The following is a 23,197-nucleotide window of genomic DNA, read 5'->3' on the forward strand; positions in this document are numbered from 1 at the left end:
GGCCGTCTGAAACTTTCAGACGGCCTTTTTTTCATTCGATATCAACCCAATAAATCCCAAGCAAACTTCCCAATGGTCAGGCACAGCAGCAACATAAACCCGTAACGCAGTAATTTAGTTCCGCCGCGTATTGCCAAGCGCGCGCCGACCACGCCACCGCACAAATTCGCCACCGCCAACGGTATCGCCCATGCCCACACAACATGGCCTTGCGGGATAAAAAATGTCAGCGCGGCAAGATTAGTGGTCGAATTGATGACTTTTGCCGAAGCGTTGGCCGCTAAAAAATCATAGCCGTAAAAGCGGACGAACACGAAAGCCAGCAGGCTGCCCGTTCCCGGCCCGAACACGCCGTCGTAAAACCCGATTAACGCACCGAAAAACAAGCCCCATAAGGTTTCGCGGCGCGTCAGCTTTTCAGTGCGCACCGTCTGCCCCAAGTCTTTTTTCAAAAAAGTGTACAGACACATGGCAATCATGATGACCAATATTGCCGGTTTCATGTATTGCACGGGGAAATACACCACCGTTTTCGCGCCCAAATAGGAAGCGGCAAATGCCAAAGCCGCGGCAGGCAGCAACATTTTCCACGGTACGGGGATTCGGCGCAGATATTGCCCCGTCGCGGTCAACGTGCCGCAGCAGGAAGCAAATTTATTGACACCCATCACCGAAGCCACAGGCGTAGCGTTTGGCAATAGGTTGAACAATCCGGGAATCTGCAACAGCCCTCCGCCGCCAACCGCCGCATCCATCAGCCCGGCGGCAAAGCCGACCAATACCAGATAATAAAAAAACGAATCTGCAAGCATAATATCTATCTCTAAAAAGCAAAGCGATTTTGCGCGTGTTTGCCTGTCCTGACAACCTAAAAGGCCGTCTGAAAACAAGAAACCATATTCTGTTTTCAGACGGCCTTTCTTTTTCAATTCAGCCGCTCAAATTGCGGCTTAAAAATTTTTCCATTAAAATACCGCCCCTTATCTTTCCTACACACAACACTTTTATGGAACATTCCACCCCGACCAAACGCACAGCCCACGAACGAATGGGCATCTTCGCGCATTTCATTTTCGCCAGCCGCTGGCTGCAACTGCCGATTTATATAGGCTTGATTATCGCCCAAGTCATTTATGCCTGTAAGTTCCTCAAATCCTTGTGGCACTTGGTATCCAATTTCAGCATCATGGATGAAAACACCATCATGATCGCCGTATTGAACCTGATTGATGTCGTGATGATTGCCAACCTGCTGACCATGGTCATTGTTGGCGGCTACGAGACCTTTGTTTCCCGACTCCATATTAACGAACATCCCGACCAACCCGAATGGCTCAGCCACGTCAATGCTTCGGTTTTGAAGGTCAAACTGTCGATGTCCATCATCAGTATTTCCTCCATCCATCTGCTGCAAACCTTCCTCAACGCCGCTAATCTGTCGGAAAAACAAATCATGTGGCAATGTATTACCCACATCTGCTTCCTGATTTCCGCCCTCGCCATGGCTTTAACAGATAAAATCGTGTACAGCACGGTACATAAAGCACATTGATAATAAAAGGCAATCAAAAGGCCGTCTGAAAACTATACGTTCAGACGGCCTTTTGATTATTGGGCAATGTTTGAAACCGACACTTTCAACTTATTGCTTACGCTTGTCCCACCAGGCAAACAAGTTGCCCAAAACCGTTCCCGATACAGAGTGCCAAACGCAGGCAACGGCGGCGGCAACGGCGGATTCAGCATTACCGGGGAAGAATTTAGCACTCAAACCGGTGGCGAGTCCGGCGTTTTGCACACCGACTTCAATGGCAAGAGTACGTTTTTTGGCAGTGTTCATACCGGTCAGCGCGCCGCTGTAATAGCCGAGGATGTAGCCGCCGATGTTGTGTGCAGCTATGGCGAGTACCATCACGAAAGCAGATTCGGCGAAACGATGGCCATGAACGGCAGCAACGCCGCCAACAATACAGGCAAATGCGATAACGGCAACGGCAGGCATAATCGCGCGCACGTCTTCAAACCAATGTTTTTTATGCAGCAAGATATTGGCGGCAGAACCGATCACAACAGGCAACAGGGTAACGAGCAGCATAAATTTGAACATACCCCAGCCGTCCATTTCAACGGTTTGTCCGACCAGGTAAGTCATCCACAGTGGCGTCATCACAGGAGCGAGGACGGTGGAAACAGTAGTCATGCCGACCGAAAAGGCAACATCGCCTTTAGCCAAAAAACTCATAATATTGGACGAAACACCGCCCGGACAAGTACCGACTAAAACCAAACCCAGCGTCAATCCGGGCGAAAGATTGAAGGCTTTGGCAATACCGATGGCGAGCAGGGGCATAATCGTGTATTGGGCGATTGCGCCGATAAAAATATCGAGCGGACGCTGCGCCAGAATTTGATAATCTTCCTTACCCAAAGTCATGCCCATGCCGAGCATGATGATGCCGAGTACAACGACTTGCGTATCGCCTTTTACCCACGAAAACGTAGCAGGTTCGATAAAGGCGATGATGGAGGCAAGAATGATGATCAGGGCGGTGAAGCGGGTCATTTGCCGACTGATAGCGGTCAGAAAGTTCATGTTTTTACTCCTTTGTATGTTCTTATCATGACAATAATTGCCATAATTTAACATATGTTAACTCTTGTGCGCAATGACGGTCACGAAACAGGAAATGCCCGCCTCCAATAATGTTTAAAAATAAACTCAACCGGTTCCGCCCCATATCGACACAAAGGCCGTCTGAAACTTTTCAGACGGCCTTGTTTTATCTGTTCGTTATCGATTTATTCGATATTTTGAACCTGTTCGCGCATTTGTTCGATTAAGACTTTCAGTTCAACCGAAGCTTGCGTGCATTCGGCGGCGATGGCCTTGCTGCCCAAAGTGTTGGCTTCGCGGTTGAGCTCCTGCATCAGGAAATCCAAACGTTTGCCTACGCTGCCCTTGCCTTCGGTAACGATGCGGCGCACTTCGGCGATATGGGTGCGCAAACGGCTGAATTCCTCATCTACATCGGATTTTTGGATGAATAAAGCAAATTCCTGTTGCAAGCGGTCGTTGTCAATATTGCCGACGGCTTCTGCCAAACGGGCTTTGACTTTGTCCATATGCGCCTGCAGAAGGCTGGGGAACAATTCGTTCAAAGCGTCCACAATCTCTTCCATGCCGTCCAGACGTTGCAGCAGGTGCTCGCCCAGTTTTTTGCCTTCACGTTTGCGAGCTGCTGCAAACTCTTTCAACGCGCTGGTCAATAAATCTTTAACGCCTTTGGCCAAAGCTTCGGCATCTTCGCCCTGACCCGCCAAAACGCCGGGAAAACGCAAAACATCGGCCACGCTCAATTTGGCAAAATCATGCTCCTTACGCCAAGTTTTGTTCAAATGCGCCAGTTGGGCAACCAAATCCTGATTGACCTCCAAAGTCTGTCCGCCCGAGGAGGCATCCTGAAGCTGGATGCGGCATTCCAATTTACCGCGCGCCACGGCTGCGGCAATCTGCTCGCGCAACGCGCCTTCCAAATAGCGCAACTCTTCCGGCATACGGAATTGGACATCCAAATAACGATGGTTGACCGCGCGGATTTCCAAATTAATCCGCTTGCCGCCGCATTCGCCTGCGGCATTGGCAAAGCCGGTCATGCTGTGGATTTGAATATTTCGTCTTGTAGCCATGGTTTTACTCCGTTTCCAAATACGAGTGAAAGTACGGATACTATAACACACCCGACCGCCGATTTTCAGACGGCCTTTGCCGCCAAATTCCTCTATAATTCAAGGCAACCTGTTTTTTATTTCCCCAAAGGACCATCATGAGCGACTACACACGCACCGGCCGCGCCGCCGACAGCCTGCGCAACATCAAAATCACCCCAAACTTTCTTCCCCACGCCGATGGCTCCTGCCTTATCGAGTGCGGCAACACCAAAGTGATTTGCACTGCCTCCATCGACGAAAATGTTCCCCCGTTCCTGCGCGGTAAAGAACAAGGCTGGGTAACGGCCGAATACGGCATGTTGCCGGCTTCCACCGCCTCCCGTATGCGCCGTGAAGCCGCCGCGGGCAAACAGTCCGGCCGCACACAAGAAATCCAACGCCTGATCGGCCGCTCGCTGCGCGCCGTCGTCGATATGGAAAAACTCGGCGAACGCCAAATCCTGATTGACTGCGACGTCATCCAAGCCGACGGCGGCACGCGTACCGCCTCCATTACCGGCGCCTACGTTGCCCTGCAAATCGCTGTAGACAAACTCCTTTCAGACGGCCTTATCAGCAAAAACCCCATCCGAGAAGCCGTTGCCGCCGTTTCCGCCGGCGTGGTGGGCGGTGTACCGCTTTTGGACTTGGACTATCCCGAAGATTCAGGCTGCGACAGCGACGTTAACATCATCATGACCGCATCCGGCAAAATCATCGAAATCCAAGGTACGGCCGAAAGCGCACCGTTCAGCATCGAAGAATTGGGCAAACTCATTGCCCTCGCGCATAAAGGCATTGCCGAATTGGTTCAACACCAGCAGGCAGCCCTTTTTGCCCGATAATCAGCAAGGCCGTCTGAAAACTTTCAGACGGCCTTTTTCAACAAAATCCTTTTATGCGCATTTACTCAAAAAAGCGCGTTCTATCCTTGAATTCCATGTAAAAAATAGTAATAATAACCCTTTTTCCAGCAAACCAAGCTGCCCGATAACCCCCACAAGAAAGCACGAAACATGGCGTTAATCGTACATAAATACGGCGGCACATCAGTAGGCTCGCCCGAACGCATCAAAAACGTAGCCAAACGTGTCGCCAAAGCCCGCGCCGAAGGACACGACATCGTAGTCGTCGTATCCGCCATGAGCGGCGAAACCAACCGACTGGTCGCACTGGCGCACGAAATGCAAGAGCATCCCGATCCGCGCGAACTCGACGTCGTTCTCGCTACCGGCGAACAAGTAACCATCGGCCTCCTGGCCATGGCCCTGAAAGACATCGGCGTTGACGCCAAGAGCTACACCGGCTGGCAGGTCGCCCTCCAAACCGACACTTCCCACACCAAAGCCCGCATTGAAAACATCGACGACAAAAAAATGCGTGCCGATTTAGCCGCCGGTAAAGTCGTTATCGTAGCCGGTTTCCAAGGCATCAGCAGCGAAGGCAATATCTCAACCCTCGGCCGCGGCGGTTCGGACACTTCCGCCGTTGCCATCGCCGCAGCCCTCAAAGCCGACGAATGCCAAATTTACACCGACGTGGACGGCGTTTACACCACCGATCCGCGCGTCGTACCCGAAGCGCGCCGCATGGATACGGTTACATTTGAAGAAATGATCGAATTGGCAAGCCTCGGCTCGAAAGTCTTGCAAATCCGTTCAGTAGAATTCGCCGGAAAATACAAAGTGCGCCTGCGCGTACTGAGCAGCCTGCAAGACGGCGGCAACGGCACCTTAATTACCTTTGAAGAGGACGAAAACATGGAAAGAGCTGCCGTAACCGGTATCGCATTCGATAAAAACCAAGCCCGCATCAACGTGCGCGGCGTACCTGACAAACCCGGCGTTGCCTACCAAATCCTCGGCGCAGTGGCCGATGCCAACATCGAAGTTGATATGATCATCCAAAATGTCGGCAGCGAAGGCACAACCGACTTCTCCTTCACCGTTCCACGCGGTGACTACAAACAAACCATCGAACTACTGCAACAACGCCAAGACAGCATCGGTGCCGCCTGCATCGACGGCGACGACACCGTATGCAAAGTCTCCGCAGTCGGCTTGGGTATGCGTTCACACGTCGGCGTAGCAGCCAAAATCTTCCGCACCCTCGCAGAAGAAGGCATCAACATCCAAATGATTTCAACTTCCGAAATCAAAGTATCCGTCCTGATTGATGAAAAATACATGGAACTGGCTACCCGCGTTCTACACAAAGCATTCGACTTGGGCAACTAATTCCAGCCAATCAAAAGGCCGTCTGAAACGATAAAGTTTCAGACGGCCTTTTATATTAAAACTTTGCTGTTTCAACACTCAATCCTTCCCTTCTCTCGAAAAATGCTCAATCTCAAATCCGCTCTGACGATAAGCTCGGAAACGGTCTCGGGCTTCGGCCAAATCTTCTAAGCTGTTGCCCACAATTTCAAGGATACGGTTTGGAATGGCCGGGGCTTGGCTCCAAAAATCGGCAGACAGGTTTAAAACCGTACAATCTTGCGGAATATTCGGCAATACGTTTCCAAACGCAAGCAATACAGGCGTTTCAGACGGCAGGGGGTCGGTAGGCAGCCAGACTTCATGCGGAATAAAGCTTTCGGGAATCTGCTGCCACAAATCAACATCTAGTTGCTGCACTGCCTCAGCGGAATCCGACCATACCAAAATCTGCCCGCCATCGCGTATGGCGCGCGCAATCAGGCGGCAGGCAAAGGCGGCCGGTCGGGCGACGTGTGTATAAAAAGTGGCTTTAGGCATGGCGTATTCTTTCGTTTGAGCAATGGATTGGCCGTTTTCAGACGACCCTTTTGGTTTTCAACAATCTCAAGGCATTGCCCAACACCAGCAGCGAGCTGAAACTCATGCCGAGCGCGGCGATCCACGGGGTCACGTAACCAAACACGGCCAGCGGAACGGCAACCAGATTGTATGCGCTCGCCCAAGTCAGGTTTTGGCGGATGATTTGATGGGTGCGGCGTGCCTGTTCCATCATCACGGGCAAAACGTTCAAATCATCATTGAGCAAAACCACATCGGCACCATCGCGCGCCACATCGGCACTCGTGGCCACGGCTGCCGACACGTCAGCTTGGGCAAGGACGGGGGCATCGTTGATACCGTCGCCGATCATCATGACTTTACGCCCTTGTTTTTGCAGATTTTCTACATAAGCCAGCTTGTCTTCCGGCGTGGCTTCGGCACGATAGGCATCCAAACCCAGCTCTTGCGCGACTTGGGCGACGGCAGCCTGTCGGTCGCCGCTTAAAAGGTGCAGACGGATGCCGTGTTGCTTCAGGTTTTGCAACATCTCAGCAGCGCTGTCTTTGATTTGGTCTTCCAGCAAAAAGGCCGTCTGAAAACCGCTTTGATTGCCCAAGAAAATAATGCCGCCTGTGTGGTCGATATGGGCAAATGTTTCAGGCAGATTACCGGCAATTTCCGCAACAAACGCCGCTTTGCCCAAAGCCCACACTTGGGTTTCGCCATCCAATTCGATTTGTGCGCTGACACCGTGTCCGATACGGTTGACCCGTTGCTGCACTTTCACATCAAACGCGGATACAGGGCCGTCTGAAAGCGTATGGTTTAAAATGGCACGGGCGATAGGGTGTTCGGATTGCTGCTCCAATGCTTGGGCAATAGCAAGGGCTTGGGCTACGTTCAGACGGCCTGCGGACAACATCCGGCTGACGGAAAGCTGCCCTTTGGTCAGCGTACCGGTTTTATCGAACACGACGTCGTCAATTTGGGCGAGGGTTTCCAGGCTTTGTTTGCCGCTGATGAGAATGCCGTCTTTGGCCAGCGCACCGGTCGAAGCGGCCAGCGCGGTCGGAGTCGCGAGCGACAAGGCGCACGGGCAGGTAATGACCAATAGGGCGACGGTAATCCACAAGGCAGTGTGCGCGTCGGCATACCAAGCCCAGCCGATAAAAACAGGAATGGCAAGCAAGAGTTCGCCAAACACAAAACTGGACGCGTATTTTTCAGCCAACTCGGCGGCACGCGGTTTTTGCGCCAGCGCACGGTCGAGCAGTTTGACGATATGGGACAGGCGCGTGTTGCCACCGGTATGGTCGGTGCGGATGATTAAAGGGCTGCTGGTATTGAGCGTACCGGCGGTTACTTTTTCAGACGGCCTTTTCACGATGGGTAGGCTTTCGCCGGTCAACATGGCTTCGTTGACTTCGCTCTCTCCGGACAAAACCGTACCGTCCACCGGAATGACTTCGCCGGGCTTCACAACAATCGTATCGCCGATATTGAGGCGGACGACTGCGGCTTCCTCAATGGCTTCGCTTTCCGGATAAGACGGCAAACGGTGGCAAAATGCTGGAACCAGCTTGACCAACCGCTCCGCCGCATCGCCTGCTTTGCGTCGGGCAATCTGTTCCATAAAACGCCCGCCCAACAGGAAAAACAGCAGCATGGCGATGGATTCGAAATACATACCCTGCCCTGCGTTGGTAGCCAGGCTGTAAATACCCGCGATAAAGGTCATCACAATAGCAATGGCAATCGGCGTATCCATGCCGACACGGCGGTTTTTCCAGTCGCGCCATGCGCCGCGGTAAAACGGCAACGCGCTGTAAAACACAACGGGTAACACCATCAAAAAGCCGCCCCAATGCAGGATTTCCAAATAAAGAGGCTCGATGTCACCGCCGTAAAAATAAGTCGGCAGGGCAAACATCATCGTCTGCATCATGCCCAGACCGGCCACGGCCAATCTGACGATAAACTGCTTGCGCTCTTTCTGCGCCTGCGCTTCGATTTTTTGCGCATCATAAGGCGCAGCGGTATAACCGGTTTGGCGGATTTTCAGCAAAATATCCGACAATTCGATGTGGGCGCTGTCCCACACCACGCGGCAGCGGTGTGTGCTGTAATTCAAATCCACACGCACCACGCCCTTCATGCGCAACAACTGCTGCTCAATCAGCCACACACACGCGGCGCAGGTAATGCCGCCCAGCATCAATACCGCCTCGCGCTCATCCCCTGCGCCGACCTCGACAAAGTCCGCCTGCACTTCGGGCAAATCGTACAGCTTTAATTGCGACAACACTTCCGGCGGCGGCAATTCGGATTTTTCCGCGTCGGCGGTACGCTGTTTGTAATAATTGCCCAAACCGGCATCAATAATGCTCTGCGCTACCGCTTGGCAGCCGGCGCAGCAGGTTTCGTGTTCTTCGTCTTCAAAACGAACCGTCAGATGCAGATGCTCGGGGACTTCCAGTCCGCAATGGAAACAGTTTTTTTGGGGATGTGTGGGAGATGTCATTATGTGTTCGATTTATTTTTCAGACGGTCTGAAATAACCGTCCCAGGGTGTTACATTTTAGCAAAAAGCGTTTTTCCGCCTCTTTTCATTCAATTTTGAATTAACAGGCTGTCGGATTTTATAAAAAATATGGAAAACAAAGTATTGACCGTTTATCAAACGATGAACGGTAATATATAAATACCGTTTATCTTTAAAAACTTCCGATTATTTTAATGTAAAAATGGAACTTTTTTAAAAATCCCGATACATTCTTTATTGACCTCAATCCATTTAAGCAGCATACTTTAGGCATTCCGCGAAGACGGAAATCAAAAAAACACACATTTACTTATAAAACTAACTTATTGGGAAACCTCACCATGATTGATCGCCTTATGCCTATTTTTGCCGTCATCGGCATTTTGTCCAGCACCGTATACCTGAGCCTCGCCGCTTGGATGCTTTACGAAAGCGTGTTCAAAAAGAAAAGCCCTCTGTCGGCATAATCCTCAGATTTAGAATTTTACGGTAAGGCCGTCTGAATATTCAGACGGCCTTGTTTCATTCCATACTATCAAGCACTTGGCTGTACGGCCAATTCAATCATCGATTCGCGCAAACCGTCCAAGCCCAAACTTTCGGCAACGGAAACATTCACGCCGACTGCCTGCCCGGAATTGTCGCGCAAAATGCCTGCTTCACGCATGCCCGACGACAGCAAATCGATTTTGTTGTACACCACCAATTGCGGAATTTCATGCGCGCCGATTTCTTCCAAGACTTCGTTGACATCGTCCATTTGCCGTTCAAAATCGGGATTGGACGCATCAACGACGTGCAGTAGCACATCCGCCATCGCCGTCTCTTCCAAAGTGGCGGAAAACGCCGACACCAGCTTGTGCGGCAAATCGCGGACGAAGCCAACGGTATCGGTCAAAATCACGCTCGCCTCGTGCGACAGGAACAGCCGGCGCGCAGTGGTATCCAAAGTGGCGAACAATTGGTCTTTCGCCAATACGTCCGCTTTAGTCAAACGGTTGAACAGGCTGGATTTTCCGGCATTGGTATAGCCGACGATGGCAAAGGTTTTCAGACGGCCGCTCATGCGCGATTTGCGGCGCGTGGCACGTTGTTTGCGGACATCGGCAAGCTGTTTTTTCAATGCCGTGATTTTTTGCCCGATTAAACGGCGGTCGGTTTCCAACTGGGTTTCGCCCGGCCCTTTCAAGCCGATGCCGCCCTTCTGACTTTGTAAATGTCCATAACCGCGCACCAGCCGTCCGCTCAAATGGTTCAACTGGGCCAATTCCACCTGCAACTTACCTTCCTGCGATTGGGCGCGTTTGGCAAAAATCGCCAAAATCAAACCCACTCTGTCGAGGACGCGGCATTGAAGCTCTTTTTCCAGATTACGCTCTTGTGTCGGCGTGAGTTCGTGGTTGAACACGACCAGCCCGACATCATGCTGCTTGACCACTGCCGCCAACTCTTCTGCCTTGCCCGTACCGACAAACAAAGCCGGATGCGGTTTGTCGCGGCGTGAAGTTTCGATAGAAACCAAATCGCCGCCGGCCGCGCCCACCAATTCTGCCGCTTCAGTCAAGGCCGTCTGGAAGCCGCGCTCGCGCGTTTCGTTCGCACCGGAATAGTCCGCCGTCAGCATCACGCCGACCAAGAGGACGCGTTCGGGCTTTTCCAAAGATTTATCGACGGAAAACAGGTTGCGCTTGCTCAAAAAATTTCCTTTCAGACGGCCTTATAGCCGGGGCAAAGTCCTGATTAACGGTTTTTCAAAATATCGGCAAAATATTCGGTTACTTCCGCCAAACGTCCGCCCTGCGCGGCATAAGGCTGCATGACGGCCACCAGCTGCTCCAACACTTCGCGCGTTTCGGTTTGCGCGTGTTCGCGGTAGAGCCACATATTTTGCATAGTCACCGTGGTCAATGCCTCGCGTACATTCAGCAAGAGCAAGTGTCGGCAAGACTCATAACCTTGGCGCAAATCGCCGGCCGCATAAGCGGTAACCGACAATTCATAGTCGATGTCCAACTGATAAACATTGTTTTGGACAAAAAGAATATCGTCTTTCGGGAACGGAATGCGTTTCGCCATCAGGCCGATTGCATGGGAAATACGGTATTTCCCTTCCTGACGCAGCATGGTTTGCGCAAGATAGAGACACTCTGCACGGCGCGGGTTGTAATCGTAGCCTGCCAGCCAAGTCGCCAAAGCTTCATCGCGTTTGCCCATTAATTTGTAGCACTCGCCCAGCTGTTGGTAAGAAACCGTTACTTCTTCGACCCAACCGCCCAACTCGATGCGTTTTTTAAACCATTCGCTCGCGCGCTCGGGCATATCGGAATCCCAATAAGAACGTGCCGCATAAAAGGCGTAACGCGGTTTCAGGTCTTCATCTTCAGGGCTGTAAAACGCTTTTTCCAAAGAAACCGCGTCAAGCAGGTATTTGTTCGCCATATTGCTGCGTGCGCCGAAACGGCCGCTAAGAACCGTATAGTCGCCATGAAGCGTGGCTTCGCTGGTATCTTGTTTGTCGGTTTCGATAAACTCGTGCAACACGCCGCGCCAGTAGAATGTTCCGTCATTACGCAACAACAGCGGACGGTAATAAACCACGCTGCCCATGGCATTTCTCATGCGGAGGCGGTAGCGGTCGGCTGTCAGCTCGGGCAATTCCAATTTGCCTTCAAAGCGGTCGTCCGCATCAAAAATCAACACGTAATCGGTTTTGTCTTTTGCGTGTTTCAAAGCCTGATTGCGGTTGTATGCAAAATTTTGCCAACCATCATGATGAATCTCGCCCGCGATGCCCTTTGCATCGAAAAAGCGGCGGATCACGCCGACGGTATCATCGGTCGAGCCGGTGTCGCTGATGACGTAGTAGTCAAGTTTGATGTGGTCTGTGATGTTGGCCAGTGTTTCTTCGATGATTGCCGCTTCGTTTTTGACAATCATATTCAAGCAGATGGTTTGGGACATTTTCAATAGCCGCATTGGTTTGGAAAGGTATTATTTTACTTTAGCATTTTGTTTTTTGCACACAAAATACTCAGGCCGTCTGAAGATTGCCTTTCAGACGGCCTGAAGTTGATTTTGCCTTATCTTTTTTCCTGACGGCGTATCAGATACACCGCCAACAGTGCAAACAAAACCGTCGGAAATGCACCTGCCAAAAACGGCGGCACGCCGTACAACTGGCTGGTAAAGCCGAAAAGCCGTCCGGCAAAGTGAAACAGCAAACCGAGACAGATACCGCCGAAAAGTTTCAAGCCCATATTGCCGTGGCGCGTGGTTTGCGGGGTAAAGGCGAAGGCAACAAGCGCCATCACCCATGCGGCAACGGGATACACCAGCTTGCGCCACCATGCGATGGCATAGACTTGGGTATTTTGGTTGTTTTTTTCCAGATGGTCGATGTAGGTGGTCAATTCGCCGACAGACATTTGGTCGGGCTTGACGAGTAATACGTCCATCAGGTTGCGTTTAACGGAAATCGGCCAGTTTTCTTCGGCGGCGGTAGAAACCTCGACTTTATCTTCGCCCAATATGCTGCGGCGGATATTTTTCAGCTGCCAGCTGCCATCGGGATTCAAAACGGCTGATTCTGCTTCTGCCGCTTGGGTCAGTTCGTTTTTATCGTTGCGCTGCCAAATTTTGATGCCCAAAAGCGTATGGTCGGGCAGCATTTCGCGCACGTTGATGATGCTGTTTTTTTCTTTTAGCCAAAGGCCGGTATTGCCAGTACTGATTTTGCCGTTGATGGCGGCGGCTTTGATGTTTTCGGCTTTTTGGCTCAGTGTGGGGGCAACCCATTCGCCAAGCGCAACGGTGGCAATGGCGAAAATCAGTCCGAACTGCGACAGAATCAACAGCAGCTTTTTGGTGCTCATGCCGCTGGCTTTGATAACGGTCAGCTCGCTGCCGGAAGCCAGTTGACTGAGGGAAATCAGGCCGCCGATCAAAACGGCAAGCGGCATCAGTTCATAGGCGCGCGCAGGCATCTGCATTAAAACATACTGCCCCAATTTTGCGCCGTTATAGCTGCCTTTTCCAAGATCGCCGACTTCGTTGATGATTTCAAAAAAGCTGTACAAAGCGAGGAAGGCAAGAAGTGCGTAAACCGCCATAACCGCCATTTGGCGGATGATGTAACGTGAAATCAGGTTCATTTTCCGCCTTTCAATGTCAGACTTTTGGCAACCGCCTGCCAGAAGGGTTGGCTGGGCATACTGCGCACGCGCAGCAGGACGACGGCAATCACAAACATGATGATGTGCATAGGCAGCAGTCCGAGCCAGAAATGGATTTTGCCGTCTTCCACGGCATTGCGCAGAAAGGTCAGCCCGTTTTGGTAAACCAAAAACAAACCGATGGCAATCAAAATATTGTAGGTGTGGCCGCTGCGCGGATTGAAATAGGAAAGCGGCACGGCAAGCAGGCACAGCAACAAAACGCTGACGGTCAAGGAAATACGCCACATCAATTCCGCTTGGTGTTGGGGATTGCTGCTGCCAATCAGTTGGGCGGTCGGAATGGTACGGCGGTGTGAAACAGGGTCTATGAGTTTGGGCGTAGTGCTGATAATCAGGCTGAGGTGTTGGAAAGAAACGCGGTTGTAATCGGCTTTGCCGGGCGTACCGCTGTAACGGTAGCCGTCGCGCAATTCAAGCGTGCGTTTGTTGTCGGTCAGCGAAAAATTGCCCTCTTTGGCAAAAACGATGTTGTCGTTGCCGTTTTTATCCTGTTCGCGCAGGAACAGATTTTTCATGATGCCGGATTCGGTATCGAAGGTTTCGACAAAATAAACCCTGCCGTTGCGCTTGCCCAAGTTATTGAACTCGCCGGCTTCCACCAAAGACAATTCCTGCTTCTGCTTCAAAATTTCGGCATATTCGCGGCTGCGCAACTCTGCCCACGGCATCACCCAAAGCTGCATGACGGCAATCAAAATAGCAAACGGCACGGCAAACTGCATGACCGGGCGTATCCATTGTTTCAACGCCAATCCGCAGGAGAGCCAAACCGACATTTCGCTGTCGCGCCAGTAGCGGGTCAATACGGTCAACGTACTGATAAATGCGGTCAACACCAGCAAAAGCGGCGTCATGCCGATGACCCAGAAGCCTACCAAGGCCAGCACGGCATCGATGGCGACACGCCCGTCGGCTGCACGGCCAAGCAGATTGATGGCCTGCGTGGACACCAATACCGCCAAGAGGACGACAAAGATGCCGACGGCGGTAAAGGAAAGTTCTTTAATAAAGTTTCTTTGGTAAATCATAAGATTGAGCGTGGTATACGGTTTATGGGAAACCTATATTTATTCATAAGGCTTCAGACGGCATGACACAAATGGAGTACAATGATTTTCATCTGTTCGGACGGTTGGTCAACAGGCCGTCTGAATAACCGACAACCGTTCCAATCAGGAGAATAAACGTGAAATTTAGCACAAAAGCCGAAACTTTGCAGGCTCAACAGGCAGGTGCGCAATTATTTGTCTGCGCCGAAGCATCGCAACTGAGCAACCCGACTGCCCTCGCCCTCTTCGCTTCCCTTGAAGAAGGTCAAAATTTCGCCGACACCAAAATCCCGACGGACAACGGTTTGCAAGCCATTGCTGTCGCCCGCCTCGAAAAAACCGACCGCGCCGCATTGAACAAAGCCGCCGCCGAAGCCGCCAAATGGGCGCAAAACCAAGAAACGGTCAATGTGGACGTTCATGCCTTTGAAGAAGCGCAAGCAGCAGCCGTTGCCGAGGCGTTTGCGATTGCGTTCGGCAACGCCGCCTACCGTTTCGACCGCTACAAAAAAGAAGCCAAGCCGGCCAAATTTGAAGAAGCCGTGTTCCACACCGCACACGAAGCCGCCGTCAAAGAAGCCCTGCGCGTCGCCGAAGCGCAAGTTTACGGACAAAGCCTCTGCCGCGACTTGGGCAATGCCGCGCCGAACGAATGCACGCCCGAATTTTTAGCGCGTACCGCCAAAGCCGAAGCCGAAAAATTGGGCGCACACGCCAAAATCATTGAAAAAGACTACATCAAAGAAAACATGGGTTCGTTCTGGTCTGTCGCCAAAGGCAGCGTTGAGGATCCATATTTGGTCGAACTGAGCTATTTCGGCGCGGCCGACAAAGAAGCCGCACCTGTGGTATTGGTCGGCAAAGGCATTACCTTCGACACCGGCGGCATTTCCCTCAAACCCGGCCTGAACATGGACGAAATGAAGTTCGACATGTGTGGCGCGGCAACCGTCATCAGTACCTTCTGCGCCGCCGTCAAACTGCAACTGCCAATCAACCTGATTGCCATCGTCGCCACTTGTGAAAACATGCCTTCCGGCGCGGCCAACAAACCGGGCGACGTCGTGAAAAGCATGAAAGGCTTGACGATTGAAGTGTTGAACACCGATGCCGAAGGCCGTCTGATTTTGTGCGACGCGCTCACTTACGCCGAGCAATTCAAACCTAAAGCCGTCATCGACGTCGCTACCCTGACCGGCGCGTGCATCATCGCCTTGGGTCATGACGTCAGCGGCGTGATGGGCAACAATCAGGATTTGGTCGATAGCCTGCTGGCCGCTTCCCGCAACGTGGACGACAAAGCATGGCAACTGCCGCTCTTTGAGACCTACAAAGACCAACTCAAATCCAACTTTGCCGACATTCCCAACATCGGCACGCCCGGTGCAGGCACGATTACCGCCGCCACCTTCCTGTCTTACTTCACCGAAGATTACCCGTGGGCGCACCTCGACATCGCAGGTACCGCATGGAAATCCGGCGGTGAAAAAGGCGCGACCGGCCGCCCTGTTCCATTATTGTTGAACTATCTGCGCAACGTGAAATAAATCTTGAGGGAAGCCTGCGGGGTTAATCGTTTCAACCCCGCAGGCCGTCTGAAAACGGAATCCGCATTATCTGACTCGACCTGACAAACGGAGAACCGCCATGAAACCACTATTTGCCGCATTATCTGTCGCCCTTCTGCTCGGCACATCTCTAAACGCTCAAGCTGCCGAACAAACCACCCCCACCGACCGCAGCATCCAAGTGTACAAAAAAGCCGACTTAGCCGAATGGAACCGCGAAAACGCAGCCGGAGGCCAAGGCCCCTTGCTCGGCAGCTTTGCCTTCACGCGCCATCAAACCGCCGACCAAGACGCATTCAAAGAAATCGGCTGGCTCACATTGCCGCCGGGCGCTTCCATCGGTCAGCACAAACATACCGACAATGAAGACGTTTACATCATCGTATCCGGCAAAGGCCTGTTTACCGACAGCGAAGGCAAACAAACCGAAGTCGGCGCCGGCGACATTACCATCGCCCGCCCCGGCCAGTCCCACGCACTCAAAAATATCGGCAAAAAGCCGTTGGTATTCTTAGATTTAATTGCAGAGACTGCTGGCGCTAAAGCCGCCGAAACCAAGTAATACTTTCAATGAAAGCAAACCATCTACCATGACTTTCTGCATTACCCAAACCAGGCAGCAGAGAGATTGTTCCGTTTTCATTTAAACCTAGATACAAGCTAAAGGCCGTCTGAAAACCACGCTTCGTTTTCAGACGGCTTTTTTTCTTAAAAATCTTATCATATAAACAATGAAATGTTATATACTAACAGCCTTTCAAAATATGATGAGAAACTAAAATGACACAAACCACACTCAAACCCATTGTTTTATCTATTCTTTTAATCAGCACCCCTATCCTCTCCCAAGCGCATGAAACCGATCAGTCGGTTGACTTGGACGAGGTTACCGTCGTCGGTAAAAGCCGTCCGCGCGCGACTTCGGGGCTGTTGCACACTTCGACCGCCTCCGACAAAATCATCTCTGGCGATACCTTGCGCCAAAAAGCCGTCAACTTGGGCGATGCTTTAGACGGCGTACCGGGCATTCATGCCTCGCAATACGGCGGCGGCGCGTCCGCTCCCGTCATTCGCGGTCAAACAGGCAGACGGATTAAAGTGTTGAACCATCACGGCGAAACGGGCGACATGGCGGACTTCTCGCCAGACCATGCCTTAATGGTGGACAGCGCCTTGTCGCAACAGGTCGAAATCCTGCGCGGACCGGTAACGCTCTTGTACAGCTCGGGCAATGTAGCCGGTTTGGTCGATGTTGCCGATGGCAAAATTCCCGAAAAAATGCCTGAAAACGGCGTATCGGGCGAAGCCGGATTGCGTTTGAGCAGCGGCAATTTGGAAAAACTGACATCCGCAGGCATCAATATCGGCTTGGGCAAAAACTTCGTGCTGCATACCGAAGGCTTGTACCGCAAATCGGGCGATTACGCCGTACCGCGCTATCACAAAGAAGAAGGCCGTCTGAAACGCCTGCCCGACAGTCATGCCGATTCAAAAACAGGCAGCATCGGGCTGTCTTGGGTGGGCGAGAAAGGTTTTCTCGGCGTGGCGTACAGCGACCGTCGCGACCGCTACGGCCTGCCTGCCCACAGCCACGAATACGATGATTGCCACGCCGACATCATCTGGCAGAAGAGTTTGATTAACAAACGCTATTTGCAGCTTTATCCGCACCTGCTGACCGAAGAAGACATCGATTACGACAACCCGGGCTTAAGCTGCGGCTTCCACGACGACGATAATGCACACGCCCATGCCCACAACGGCAAACCGTGGATAGACCTGCGCAACAAACGCTACGAACTCCGCGCCGAATGGAAGCAGCCATTCCCCGGTTTTGAAGCCCTGCGCGTACACATGAACCGCAACGACTACCACCACGACGAAAAAGCAGGCGATGCAGTAGAAAACTTCTTCAACAACAAAACACACAACGCCCGTATCGAGTTGCGCCACCAACCCATAGGCCGTCTGAAAGGCAGCTGGGGTGTGCAATATTTGGGACAAAAATCCAGCGCGCTCTCCGCCATTCCCGAAACCGTCCAACAACCGATGCTGATTGACAACAATGTCCGCCATTACAGCTTTTTCGGCGTAGAACAGGCGAACTGGGACAACTTCTCGCTTGAAGGCGGCGTACGCGTGGAAAAACAAAAAGCCTCCATCCAATACGACAAAGTATTGATTGATCGGGAAAACTACTACAACCAACCCCTGCCCGACCTCGGCGCACACCGCCAAACCGCCCGCTCGTTCGCACTTTCGGGCAACTGGTATTTCACGCCACACCACAAACTCAGCCTGACCGCCTCCCATCAGGAGCGCCTGCCGTCAACGCAAGAACTGTACGCACACGGCAAACACGTCGCCACCAACACTTTTGAAGTCGGCAACAAACACCTCAACAAAGAGCGTTCCAACAATATCGAACTCGCGCTGGGCTACGAAGGCGACCGCTGGCAATACAATCTGGCACTCTACCGCAACCGTTTCGGCAACTACATTTACGCCCAAACCTTAAACGACGGACGCGGCCCTAAATCTATCGAAGACGACAGCGAAATGAAGCTCGTGCGCTACAACCAATCCGGCGCGGACTTCTACGGAGCGGAAGGCGAAATCTACTTCAAACCGACACCGCGCTACCGCATCGGCGTTTCTGGCGACTATGTACGAGGCCGTCTGAAAAATCTACCTTCCCTGCCTGGCAGGGAAGATGCCTACGGCAACCGTCCTTTCATCGCACAGGACGACCAAAACGCCCCCCGTGTTCCGGCTGCGCGCCTCGGCGTCCACCTGAAAGCCTCGCTGACCGACCGCATCGATGCCAATTTGGACTACTACCGCGTGTTCGCCCAAAACAAACTCGCCCGCTACGAAACGCGCACGCCCGGACACCATATGCTCAACCTCGGCGCAAACTACCGCCGCAATACGCACTATGGCGAGTGGAATTGGTACGTCAAAGCCGACAACCTGCTCAACCAATCCGTTTACGCCCACAGCAGCTTCCTCTCTGATACGCCGCAAATGGGCCGCAGCTTTACCGGCGGTGTGAACGTGAAGTTTTAAAATCGGACAGGCAAACAAAAAAGGTTTTCAGACGGCCGTCTGAAAACCTTTTTCTTACTTTAAACCAATTTTAAAATTGGTCATTAATCTTTCAACACATCTTGCGCAGCCGCTTGAATTTTAGCAGCCGCCGCTTCGATTTGCTGCTGTTCGGTAGATTGACCTGCTACTGTTTCAGCCGGGGCAGCTTGAGAAGCAGGCGCGGCTGGAGCTGCGGCTTTAGGCTCAGATTCAGTTTGCGGCGCAGTCAGCGGCAAACGCGCCAATACAGTGCTGACGCCGGTTACTTTATCGCCAATCGCCACTTGTGCCTGCGCATCGACAGGCAGATACATATCCACGCGCGAACCAAAGCGGATAAAGCCATAGCGTTCACCACGGGACAGTTTCGCACCGGCTTGGGTGTAGCACAAAATACGGCGCGCCACCAAACCGGCCACTTGAACAAAAGTAATTTCACGACCAGAAGCCGTAGTCGCCAAAACCGCGTTACGTTCATTTTCCGTGCTGGCTTTGTCCAAATCCGCATTCACGAATTTGCCTTTGTTATAGATCACTTTCGTTACCGTACAATCGGCAGGCGATTTTTGCGAATGCACGTTGAACACGTTCATAAAAATACTGATTTTCAAAGCATCGACATCACGATACGGATCGCGTGCGCGCTCGACCACCACGATACGGCCGTCAACCGGGCTCAACACCGCTTCAGGATTTTGCGGAATCTCACGCGCAGGGTCGCGGAAAAACTGCAGGGCAAATACGGTAAACACCCAAAACGGCAAAGACCACCAGCCGCAGCACATCGACACCAGCAGGCTCAAAGCCAAACCGCCGCCGATAATCGGCCAGCCCTCACGGGCGATAATCGGGTGGGGATACAAACGGTTCATCACTTATCCTTCATTTAACAATTTCAAAATTGCCGCCATTATATCTGAAACTCCAAACATTGAGGCCGTCTGAAATGTTCAGACGGCCGGTGTCTTTTGTAAAAAATACTCAACATAGATAAAGTTTAAATCTCGGCAGCACAACAACACAGCGTCTTCAACAAGCGGCTCACACAATCCAACACAGCGCCGCAGACAATGTTTAGACTACCCCTCCGCTCCCGATTATCTCGACAAGCCCAACATGACCGCCAATACCAGCCAAATCCAATGCCGCCGGCGCGATGTAGAAAACAAAGCGCGTTGAGACAGCAAACGTGTTTGGCTCAACTGAAACGCCACATCGGCCAACATCATCAAACGATCGGACTGCCGCGCCTCCCGTTCTTCCACTTTACGCAGTTTCAAATTTTCCGCTTCAATCCGCAACCGCACCAGCTTGGCTTCCAAAAGCAGCAGCTCGCGCGCTTCTTCATACTCCTGTTGCTTCATCGTCCGTATCCTTGTCTATCTCACCGCGCAAATACGCAATATCCGATCGAATATCCTGCAAGGTCTCAGCCACACGGCTGCCCTACTCCCGATAATCTGCCGATACTGTTTAAAATGATACAGTATAATCAACAGCTTCATAAAAAATACCTAAAAATATCCTCAAAGCCACCAGATTTGACAACGTTATCTCAATTATCTCTTTTCAGGAAAACAAAATGATTAAACAAAAGAAGATGTAACTGCCCTTAAAAGTTAAAAATTTGAGAGCCTTTTTCCAATAATAAATAACAACTCGAAATCTTCTGCTACCATAATACTCAAAGAAGGGAACCAAAATGAATAATGCTAAATTAGTGATTCCAAATTGTAATGAGTTTATGTCTATTTATGGGTTTGATTGCGAAATAGACGATATTATTCAGACCGTTAAGTTTGTTAACGGTGATGAACGAGTTACTTTAAGCTTTGATCTGACAGTAAATTCTGTCAGACTCTTGTTTTACAGAAAAGATTATATTGTCATTGATCTTTATCTAGAAGATCTGTCGGAGCTATATTTGGATGAAAATGGTAATTACCTATCATTTAAATTTTCCAACAGCCTTCATATACTGATAAAACTCTATCCCCAAATTAATATTACTGGAACTACCCTGCTATAGATAACCAGAACAAATCTTTCTTTACTGATTATTCGAGGACAATCCCTTATCATTAGATAGCAAGTGCCTAACCAAGGTTTCAAGAGTATCTTAAAAGCTACGAGAATATTTTTATGTCTATCTATGACGGCATTTGCAATAAAATTAACATGCTCTAATATTCTTAAAAAACTCTATGCACCTGTTGCTTCATCGTCCGCATCCTTGTCTATCTCACCGCGCAAATACGCAATATCCGATCGAATATCCTGCAAGGTTTCAGCCACACGACTGCCCTGCTCCCGATAGTCCGCCGATACTTTACGGAACAATACAGCAATAATCAGCAGGCTCACAAAGAAAATGCCGAAAAACACCCACAAAGCGGCCACATCCGACAGCACGCGGTTCAATCCGAACAGCAAACCGACCAAGCCCACCATCAACAGTGCGCCGGACAATACCAGCCAAATAGCCAACCGGAACACATTCTCCGCCTGACGCGTCAAATCCAAGCTCAATACCTGCAAACGCAGCAACAGCAAATCCGTGCCCTGATTCAACAAAGCTTTGCCATGTTCAAAACGCTGGCGAATTCCCATCTCGATTATCCTTTGTCTCAGGAAACATAAGGCTAAGGCCGTCTGCAAGGCGCAATGAAATCCATGATTTCATGTGTACGCCTGTTCAGACGGCCTTAACATATTCACATTAACGGCGGTTCAACAACACACCGACAACCAAACCGGCCAATGCGGCAAAACCCATCGCATAGTATGGTTTTTCATGCACCACTTCATCAGCGTGTTTGGCACCGCGTTTCAAACGCGCACCTGCATCGGCTTCAAATTCGGTAAAACGCTCTTTGCCTTCTTTCAAACGCTCCTGAGCCGCTTCTTCAAACTGCTCGTATTTTTCACGCGCACGCTCGGCATGATGGCGTAAACGTTCGCCGGCCTCTTCTTCAAAACGGCTCAAACGCTCTTTGGCCACAGCCAATTTCTCTTCCAATTTGGCTCGGGCTTTGCTGCCCTCTTCCGAACTGGCTTCAACACCATTGCGGTACAACTCTTCCACATCATCCATCACTTCTCGGATGTCTTTCAGCAAAGCCTCGCGACGTGCTTCAAAATCGTGTTTTTTCATGCTTTTCTCCTTGATATAGGTTGATATGGTTACAGAATATTTATCTGTTAATAAATTATAACCGTTTATTCTAAAATAAACGTTAATTTAAATAAAATTAAGTGCTTATTATGAAAACAAGCAAATGAAATTTAAAAAAGGCCGTCTGAAAACTTCAGACGGCCTTTTCCATTCAGCTTAAAGACTTGAGTCTTATGCCAAACCTTTTGCTTTCAACACTTCCAGCATGGTAGTGCCCAACTCGGCAGGGCTGCGGGTGTAAGCAATACCGGCTTTTTCGAAAGCGGCGAATTTTTCTTCGGCAGTACCTTTACCACCGGAGATAATCGCACCGGCGTGGCCCATACGTTTGCCTTTAGGAGCAGTAACACCAGCAATGTAACCGACAACAGGTTTGGTTACGTTGGATTGGATGTATTCGGCTGCTTCTTCTTCCGCAGTACCGCCGATTTCACCGATCATGATGATGGCGTCAGTATCCGGGTCTTCTTGGAAGAGTTTCAGTGCGTCGATTTGGTTCATACCAGGAATCGGGTCGCCGCCGATACCGATACAGGTTGATTGACCCAAGCCCAGTTTGGTGGTTTGCGCCACAGCTTCGTAAGTCAATGTACCGGAACGGGAAATAATACCGATGCGGCCAGGTTGGTGGATGTGGCCCGGCATAATGCCGATTTTGCACTCACCCGGAGTAATTACGCCCGGGCAGTTAGGGCCGACCAAGCGGGTACCGTTGCCGTTGGTTTCCAAGTAGCGTTTGGCTTTGAGCATGTCCAGAGTTGGAACACCTTCGGTAATCACAACGACCAAGCCTACGCCGGAGTCAACGGCTTCAACGATAGAATCCAACACAAACGGAGCGGGAACGTAAATTACAGATGCGTCCGCGCCGGTTTCTTTAACGGCTTCTTTCATGGTGTTGAACACGGGCAGGTTCAGGTGGGTTTGACCGCCTTTACCCGGGGTAACGCCGCCGACAACTTTAGTGCCGTAAGCCAGAGCTTGTTCGGAGTGGAAAGTACCGTTTTTACCGGTGAAACCTTGAACCAATACTTTGGTGTCTTTATTAATCAATACGCTCATTCTTTTCTC

The 23,197-nt window shown here is 51.1% G+C and carries 21 protein-coding genes; 7 read left to right on the top strand and 14 right to left on the bottom strand.

Annotated elements, in window-relative coordinates; all coding sequences use genetic code 11:
• Positions 1 to 41 precede the first annotated feature (41 nt).
• A complete protein-coding gene (locus HMPREF2551_RS09110) occupies positions 42 to 812 on the bottom strand; it encodes a sulfite exporter TauE/SafE family protein (protein ID WP_070838583.1) in 771 nt (256 codons plus the stop codon).
• A 194-nt stretch (positions 813 to 1,006) separates the two neighbouring features.
• Between HMPREF2551_RS09110 and HMPREF2551_RS09115 the strand changes: the two genes are divergently transcribed.
• Positions 1,007 to 1,552: a TIGR00645 family protein gene (locus HMPREF2551_RS09115; protein WP_070838694.1), complete on the top strand. Its 546-nt coding sequence runs from the start codon at positions 1,007 to 1,009 to the stop codon at positions 1,550 to 1,552.
• A gap of 90 nt (positions 1,553 to 1,642) precedes the next feature.
• Here the strand turns inward: HMPREF2551_RS09115 and HMPREF2551_RS09120 are convergent, their stop codons facing one another.
• Positions 1,643 to 2,593 carry a bile acid:sodium symporter family protein gene (locus tag HMPREF2551_RS09120; RefSeq protein WP_070838585.1) on the bottom strand — a complete coding sequence of 317 codons (951 nt, stop codon included), beginning with the start codon at positions 2,591 to 2,593 and terminating at the stop codon, positions 1,643 to 1,645.
• Positions 2,594 to 2,799: 206 nt separating this feature from the next.
• Positions 2,800 to 3,687: a YicC/YloC family endoribonuclease gene (locus HMPREF2551_RS09125; protein ID WP_223169056.1), complete on the bottom strand. Its 888-nt coding sequence runs from the start codon at positions 3,685 to 3,687 to the stop codon at positions 2,800 to 2,802.
• 137 nt (positions 3,688 to 3,824) lie between these two features.
• Between HMPREF2551_RS09125 and rph the strand changes: the two genes are divergently transcribed.
• Positions 3,825 to 4,553, top strand: coding sequence for a ribonuclease PH (rph, locus tag HMPREF2551_RS09130; protein WP_070838587.1), 729 nt, complete (start codon positions 3,825 to 3,827; stop codon positions 4,551 to 4,553).
• 171 nt (positions 4,554 to 4,724) lie between these two features.
• Positions 4,725 to 5,945, top strand: coding sequence for an aspartate kinase (locus tag HMPREF2551_RS09135; protein ID WP_070838589.1), 1,221 nt, complete (start codon positions 4,725 to 4,727; stop codon positions 5,943 to 5,945).
• A 78-nt stretch (positions 5,946 to 6,023) separates the two neighbouring features.
• Here the strand turns inward: HMPREF2551_RS09135 and HMPREF2551_RS09140 are convergent, their stop codons facing one another.
• Positions 6,024 to 6,464 (bottom strand): DNA polymerase III subunit chi, encoded by a 441-nt coding sequence (locus HMPREF2551_RS09140; RefSeq protein WP_070838591.1) that lies wholly within the window; start codon positions 6,462 to 6,464, stop codon positions 6,024 to 6,026.
• Positions 6,465 to 6,501: 37 nt separating this feature from the next.
• Entirely contained in the window at positions 6,502 to 8,988 is a 2,487-nt protein-coding gene (locus HMPREF2551_RS09145) for a heavy metal translocating P-type ATPase (protein WP_070838593.1), read from the bottom strand.
• Positions 8,989 to 9,350: 362 nt separating this feature from the next.
• Between HMPREF2551_RS09145 and HMPREF2551_RS10765 the strand changes: the two genes are divergently transcribed.
• Positions 9,351 to 9,476 (top strand): hypothetical protein, encoded by a 126-nt coding sequence (locus HMPREF2551_RS10765; RefSeq protein ID WP_003678791.1) that lies wholly within the window; start codon positions 9,351 to 9,353, stop codon positions 9,474 to 9,476.
• A 68-nt stretch (positions 9,477 to 9,544) separates the two neighbouring features.
• Here the strand turns inward: HMPREF2551_RS10765 and hflX are convergent, their stop codons facing one another.
• From hflX to lptF, 4 genes are all read right to left on the bottom strand, one after another.
• Entirely contained in the window at positions 9,545 to 10,705 is a 1,161-nt protein-coding gene (gene hflX, locus HMPREF2551_RS09150) for a GTPase HflX (protein ID WP_070838595.1), read from the bottom strand.
• 44 nt (positions 10,706 to 10,749) lie between these two features.
• Entirely contained in the window at positions 10,750 to 11,970 is a 1,221-nt protein-coding gene (locus tag HMPREF2551_RS09155) for a glycosyltransferase (protein ID WP_283122423.1), read from the bottom strand.
• 119 nt (positions 11,971 to 12,089) lie between these two features.
• The gene (lptG, locus tag HMPREF2551_RS09160; protein ID WP_070838597.1) at positions 12,090 to 13,160 is read right to left on the bottom strand and encodes an LPS export ABC transporter permease LptG; all 1,071 of its coding nucleotides are present in this window, start codon (positions 13,158 to 13,160) and stop codon (positions 12,090 to 12,092) included.
• The gene (gene lptF / locus HMPREF2551_RS09165; protein ID WP_003686055.1) at positions 13,157 to 14,272 is read right to left on the bottom strand and encodes an LPS export ABC transporter permease LptF; all 1,116 of its coding nucleotides are present in this window, start codon (positions 14,270 to 14,272) and stop codon (positions 13,157 to 13,159) included. The genes lptG and lptF overlap by 4 nt, the downstream gene beginning before the upstream one ends.
• Positions 14,273 to 14,430: 158 nt before the next feature.
• Here lptF and HMPREF2551_RS09170 point away from each other — a divergent pair, with 158 nt between their 5' ends.
• From HMPREF2551_RS09170 to znuD, 3 genes are all read left to right on the top strand, one after another.
• Positions 14,431 to 15,840, top strand: coding sequence for a leucyl aminopeptidase (locus HMPREF2551_RS09170; RefSeq protein WP_070838599.1), 1,410 nt, complete (start codon positions 14,431 to 14,433; stop codon positions 15,838 to 15,840).
• Positions 15,841 to 15,940: 100 nt separating this feature from the next.
• Complete coding sequence (locus HMPREF2551_RS09175) at positions 15,941 to 16,423, top strand: cupin domain-containing protein (RefSeq protein ID WP_070588299.1); 483 nt, start codon at positions 15,941 to 15,943, stop codon at positions 16,421 to 16,423.
• A gap of 218 nt (positions 16,424 to 16,641) precedes the next feature.
• Entirely contained in the window at positions 16,642 to 18,930 is a 2,289-nt protein-coding gene (znuD, locus tag HMPREF2551_RS09180) for a TonB-dependent zinc receptor ZnuD (RefSeq protein WP_070838601.1), read from the top strand.
• An 83-nt stretch (positions 18,931 to 19,013) separates the two neighbouring features.
• On the opposite strand, the gene HMPREF2551_RS09185 is transcribed toward znuD, so the two are convergent.
• From HMPREF2551_RS09185 to sucD, 5 genes are all read right to left on the bottom strand, one after another.
• Positions 19,014 to 19,823, bottom strand: a complete 810-nt coding sequence (locus HMPREF2551_RS09185) for a phosphatidylserine decarboxylase (RefSeq protein ID WP_070838603.1) — start codon at positions 19,821 to 19,823, stop codon at positions 19,014 to 19,016.
• Positions 19,824 to 20,048: 225 nt separating this feature from the next.
• Positions 20,049 to 20,315 carry a hypothetical protein gene (locus HMPREF2551_RS09190; RefSeq protein ID WP_003745621.1) on the bottom strand — a complete coding sequence of 89 codons (267 nt, stop codon included), beginning with the start codon at positions 20,313 to 20,315 and terminating at the stop codon, positions 20,049 to 20,051.
• Positions 20,316 to 21,153: 838 nt separating this feature from the next.
• Positions 21,154 to 21,561, bottom strand: coding sequence for a phage holin family protein (locus HMPREF2551_RS09200; protein WP_070838605.1), 408 nt, complete (start codon positions 21,559 to 21,561; stop codon positions 21,154 to 21,156).
• A 109-nt stretch (positions 21,562 to 21,670) separates the two neighbouring features.
• Positions 21,671 to 22,105 (bottom strand): ElaB/YgaM/YqjD family protein, encoded by a 435-nt coding sequence (locus HMPREF2551_RS09205; protein ID WP_070838608.1) that lies wholly within the window; start codon positions 22,103 to 22,105, stop codon positions 21,671 to 21,673.
• Between the two features lie 192 nt (positions 22,106 to 22,297).
• Positions 22,298 to 23,188 (bottom strand): succinate--CoA ligase subunit alpha, encoded by an 891-nt coding sequence (sucD, locus tag HMPREF2551_RS09210; RefSeq protein WP_003678822.1) that lies wholly within the window; start codon positions 23,186 to 23,188, stop codon positions 22,298 to 22,300.
• Positions 23,189 to 23,197: the final 9 nt, after the last annotated feature.

It is taken from the genome of Neisseria sp. HMSC066H01, assembly GCF_001837375.1.
Taxonomy (GTDB): Bacteria; Pseudomonadota; Gammaproteobacteria; order Burkholderiales; family Neisseriaceae; genus Neisseria.

Coding starts and splice junctions, on each gene's coding strand:
- rph (WP_070838587.1), top strand. CDS start 3,825: ATGAGCGACTACACACGCACCGGCCGCGCCGCCGACAGCCTGCGCAAC.
- HMPREF2551_RS09120 (WP_070838585.1), bottom strand. CDS start 2,593: ATGAACTTTCTGACCGCTATCAGTCGGCAAATGACCCGCTTCACCGCC.
- HMPREF2551_RS09175 (WP_070588299.1), top strand. CDS start 15,941: ATGAAACCACTATTTGCCGCATTATCTGTCGCCCTTCTGCTCGGCACA.
- sucD (WP_003678822.1), bottom strand. CDS start 23,188: ATGAGCGTATTGATTAATAAAGACACCAAAGTATTGGTTCAAGGTTTC.
- HMPREF2551_RS09115 (WP_070838694.1), top strand. CDS start 1,007: ATGGAACATTCCACCCCGACCAAACGCACAGCCCACGAACGAATGGGC.
- lptG (WP_070838597.1), bottom strand. CDS start 13,160: ATGAACCTGATTTCACGTTACATCATCCGCCAAATGGCGGTTATGGCG.
- lptF (WP_003686055.1), bottom strand. CDS start 14,272: ATGATTTACCAAAGAAACTTTATTAAAGAACTTTCCTTTACCGCCGTC.
- HMPREF2551_RS09200 (WP_070838605.1), bottom strand. CDS start 21,561: ATGGGAATTCGCCAGCGTTTTGAACATGGCAAAGCTTTGTTGAATCAG.
- HMPREF2551_RS09155 (WP_283122423.1), bottom strand. CDS start 11,970: ATGTCCCAAACCATCTGCTTGAATATGATTGTCAAAAACGAAGCGGCA.
- HMPREF2551_RS10765 (WP_003678791.1), top strand. CDS start 9,351: ATGATTGATCGCCTTATGCCTATTTTTGCCGTCATCGGCATTTTGTCC.
- HMPREF2551_RS09110 (WP_070838583.1), bottom strand. CDS start 812: ATGCTTGCAGATTCGTTTTTTTATTATCTGGTATTGGTCGGCTTTGCC.
- HMPREF2551_RS09190 (WP_003745621.1), bottom strand. CDS start 20,315: ATGAAGCAACAGGAGTATGAAGAAGCGCGCGAGCTGCTGCTTTTGGAA.
- HMPREF2551_RS09145 (WP_070838593.1), bottom strand. CDS start 8,988: ATGACATCTCCCACACATCCCCAAAAAAACTGTTTCCATTGCGGACTG.
- znuD (WP_070838601.1), top strand. CDS start 16,642: ATGACACAAACCACACTCAAACCCATTGTTTTATCTATTCTTTTAATC.
- HMPREF2551_RS09135 (WP_070838589.1), top strand. CDS start 4,725: ATGGCGTTAATCGTACATAAATACGGCGGCACATCAGTAGGCTCGCCC.
- HMPREF2551_RS09140 (WP_070838591.1), bottom strand. CDS start 6,464: ATGCCTAAAGCCACTTTTTATACACACGTCGCCCGACCGGCCGCCTTT.
- HMPREF2551_RS09205 (WP_070838608.1), bottom strand. CDS start 22,105: ATGAAAAAACACGATTTTGAAGCACGTCGCGAGGCTTTGCTGAAAGAC.
- HMPREF2551_RS09125 (WP_223169056.1), bottom strand. CDS start 3,687: ATGGCTACAAGACGAAATATTCAAATCCACAGCATGACCGGCTTTGCC.
- HMPREF2551_RS09185 (WP_070838603.1), bottom strand. CDS start 19,823: ATGAACCGTTTGTATCCCCACCCGATTATCGCCCGTGAGGGCTGGCCG.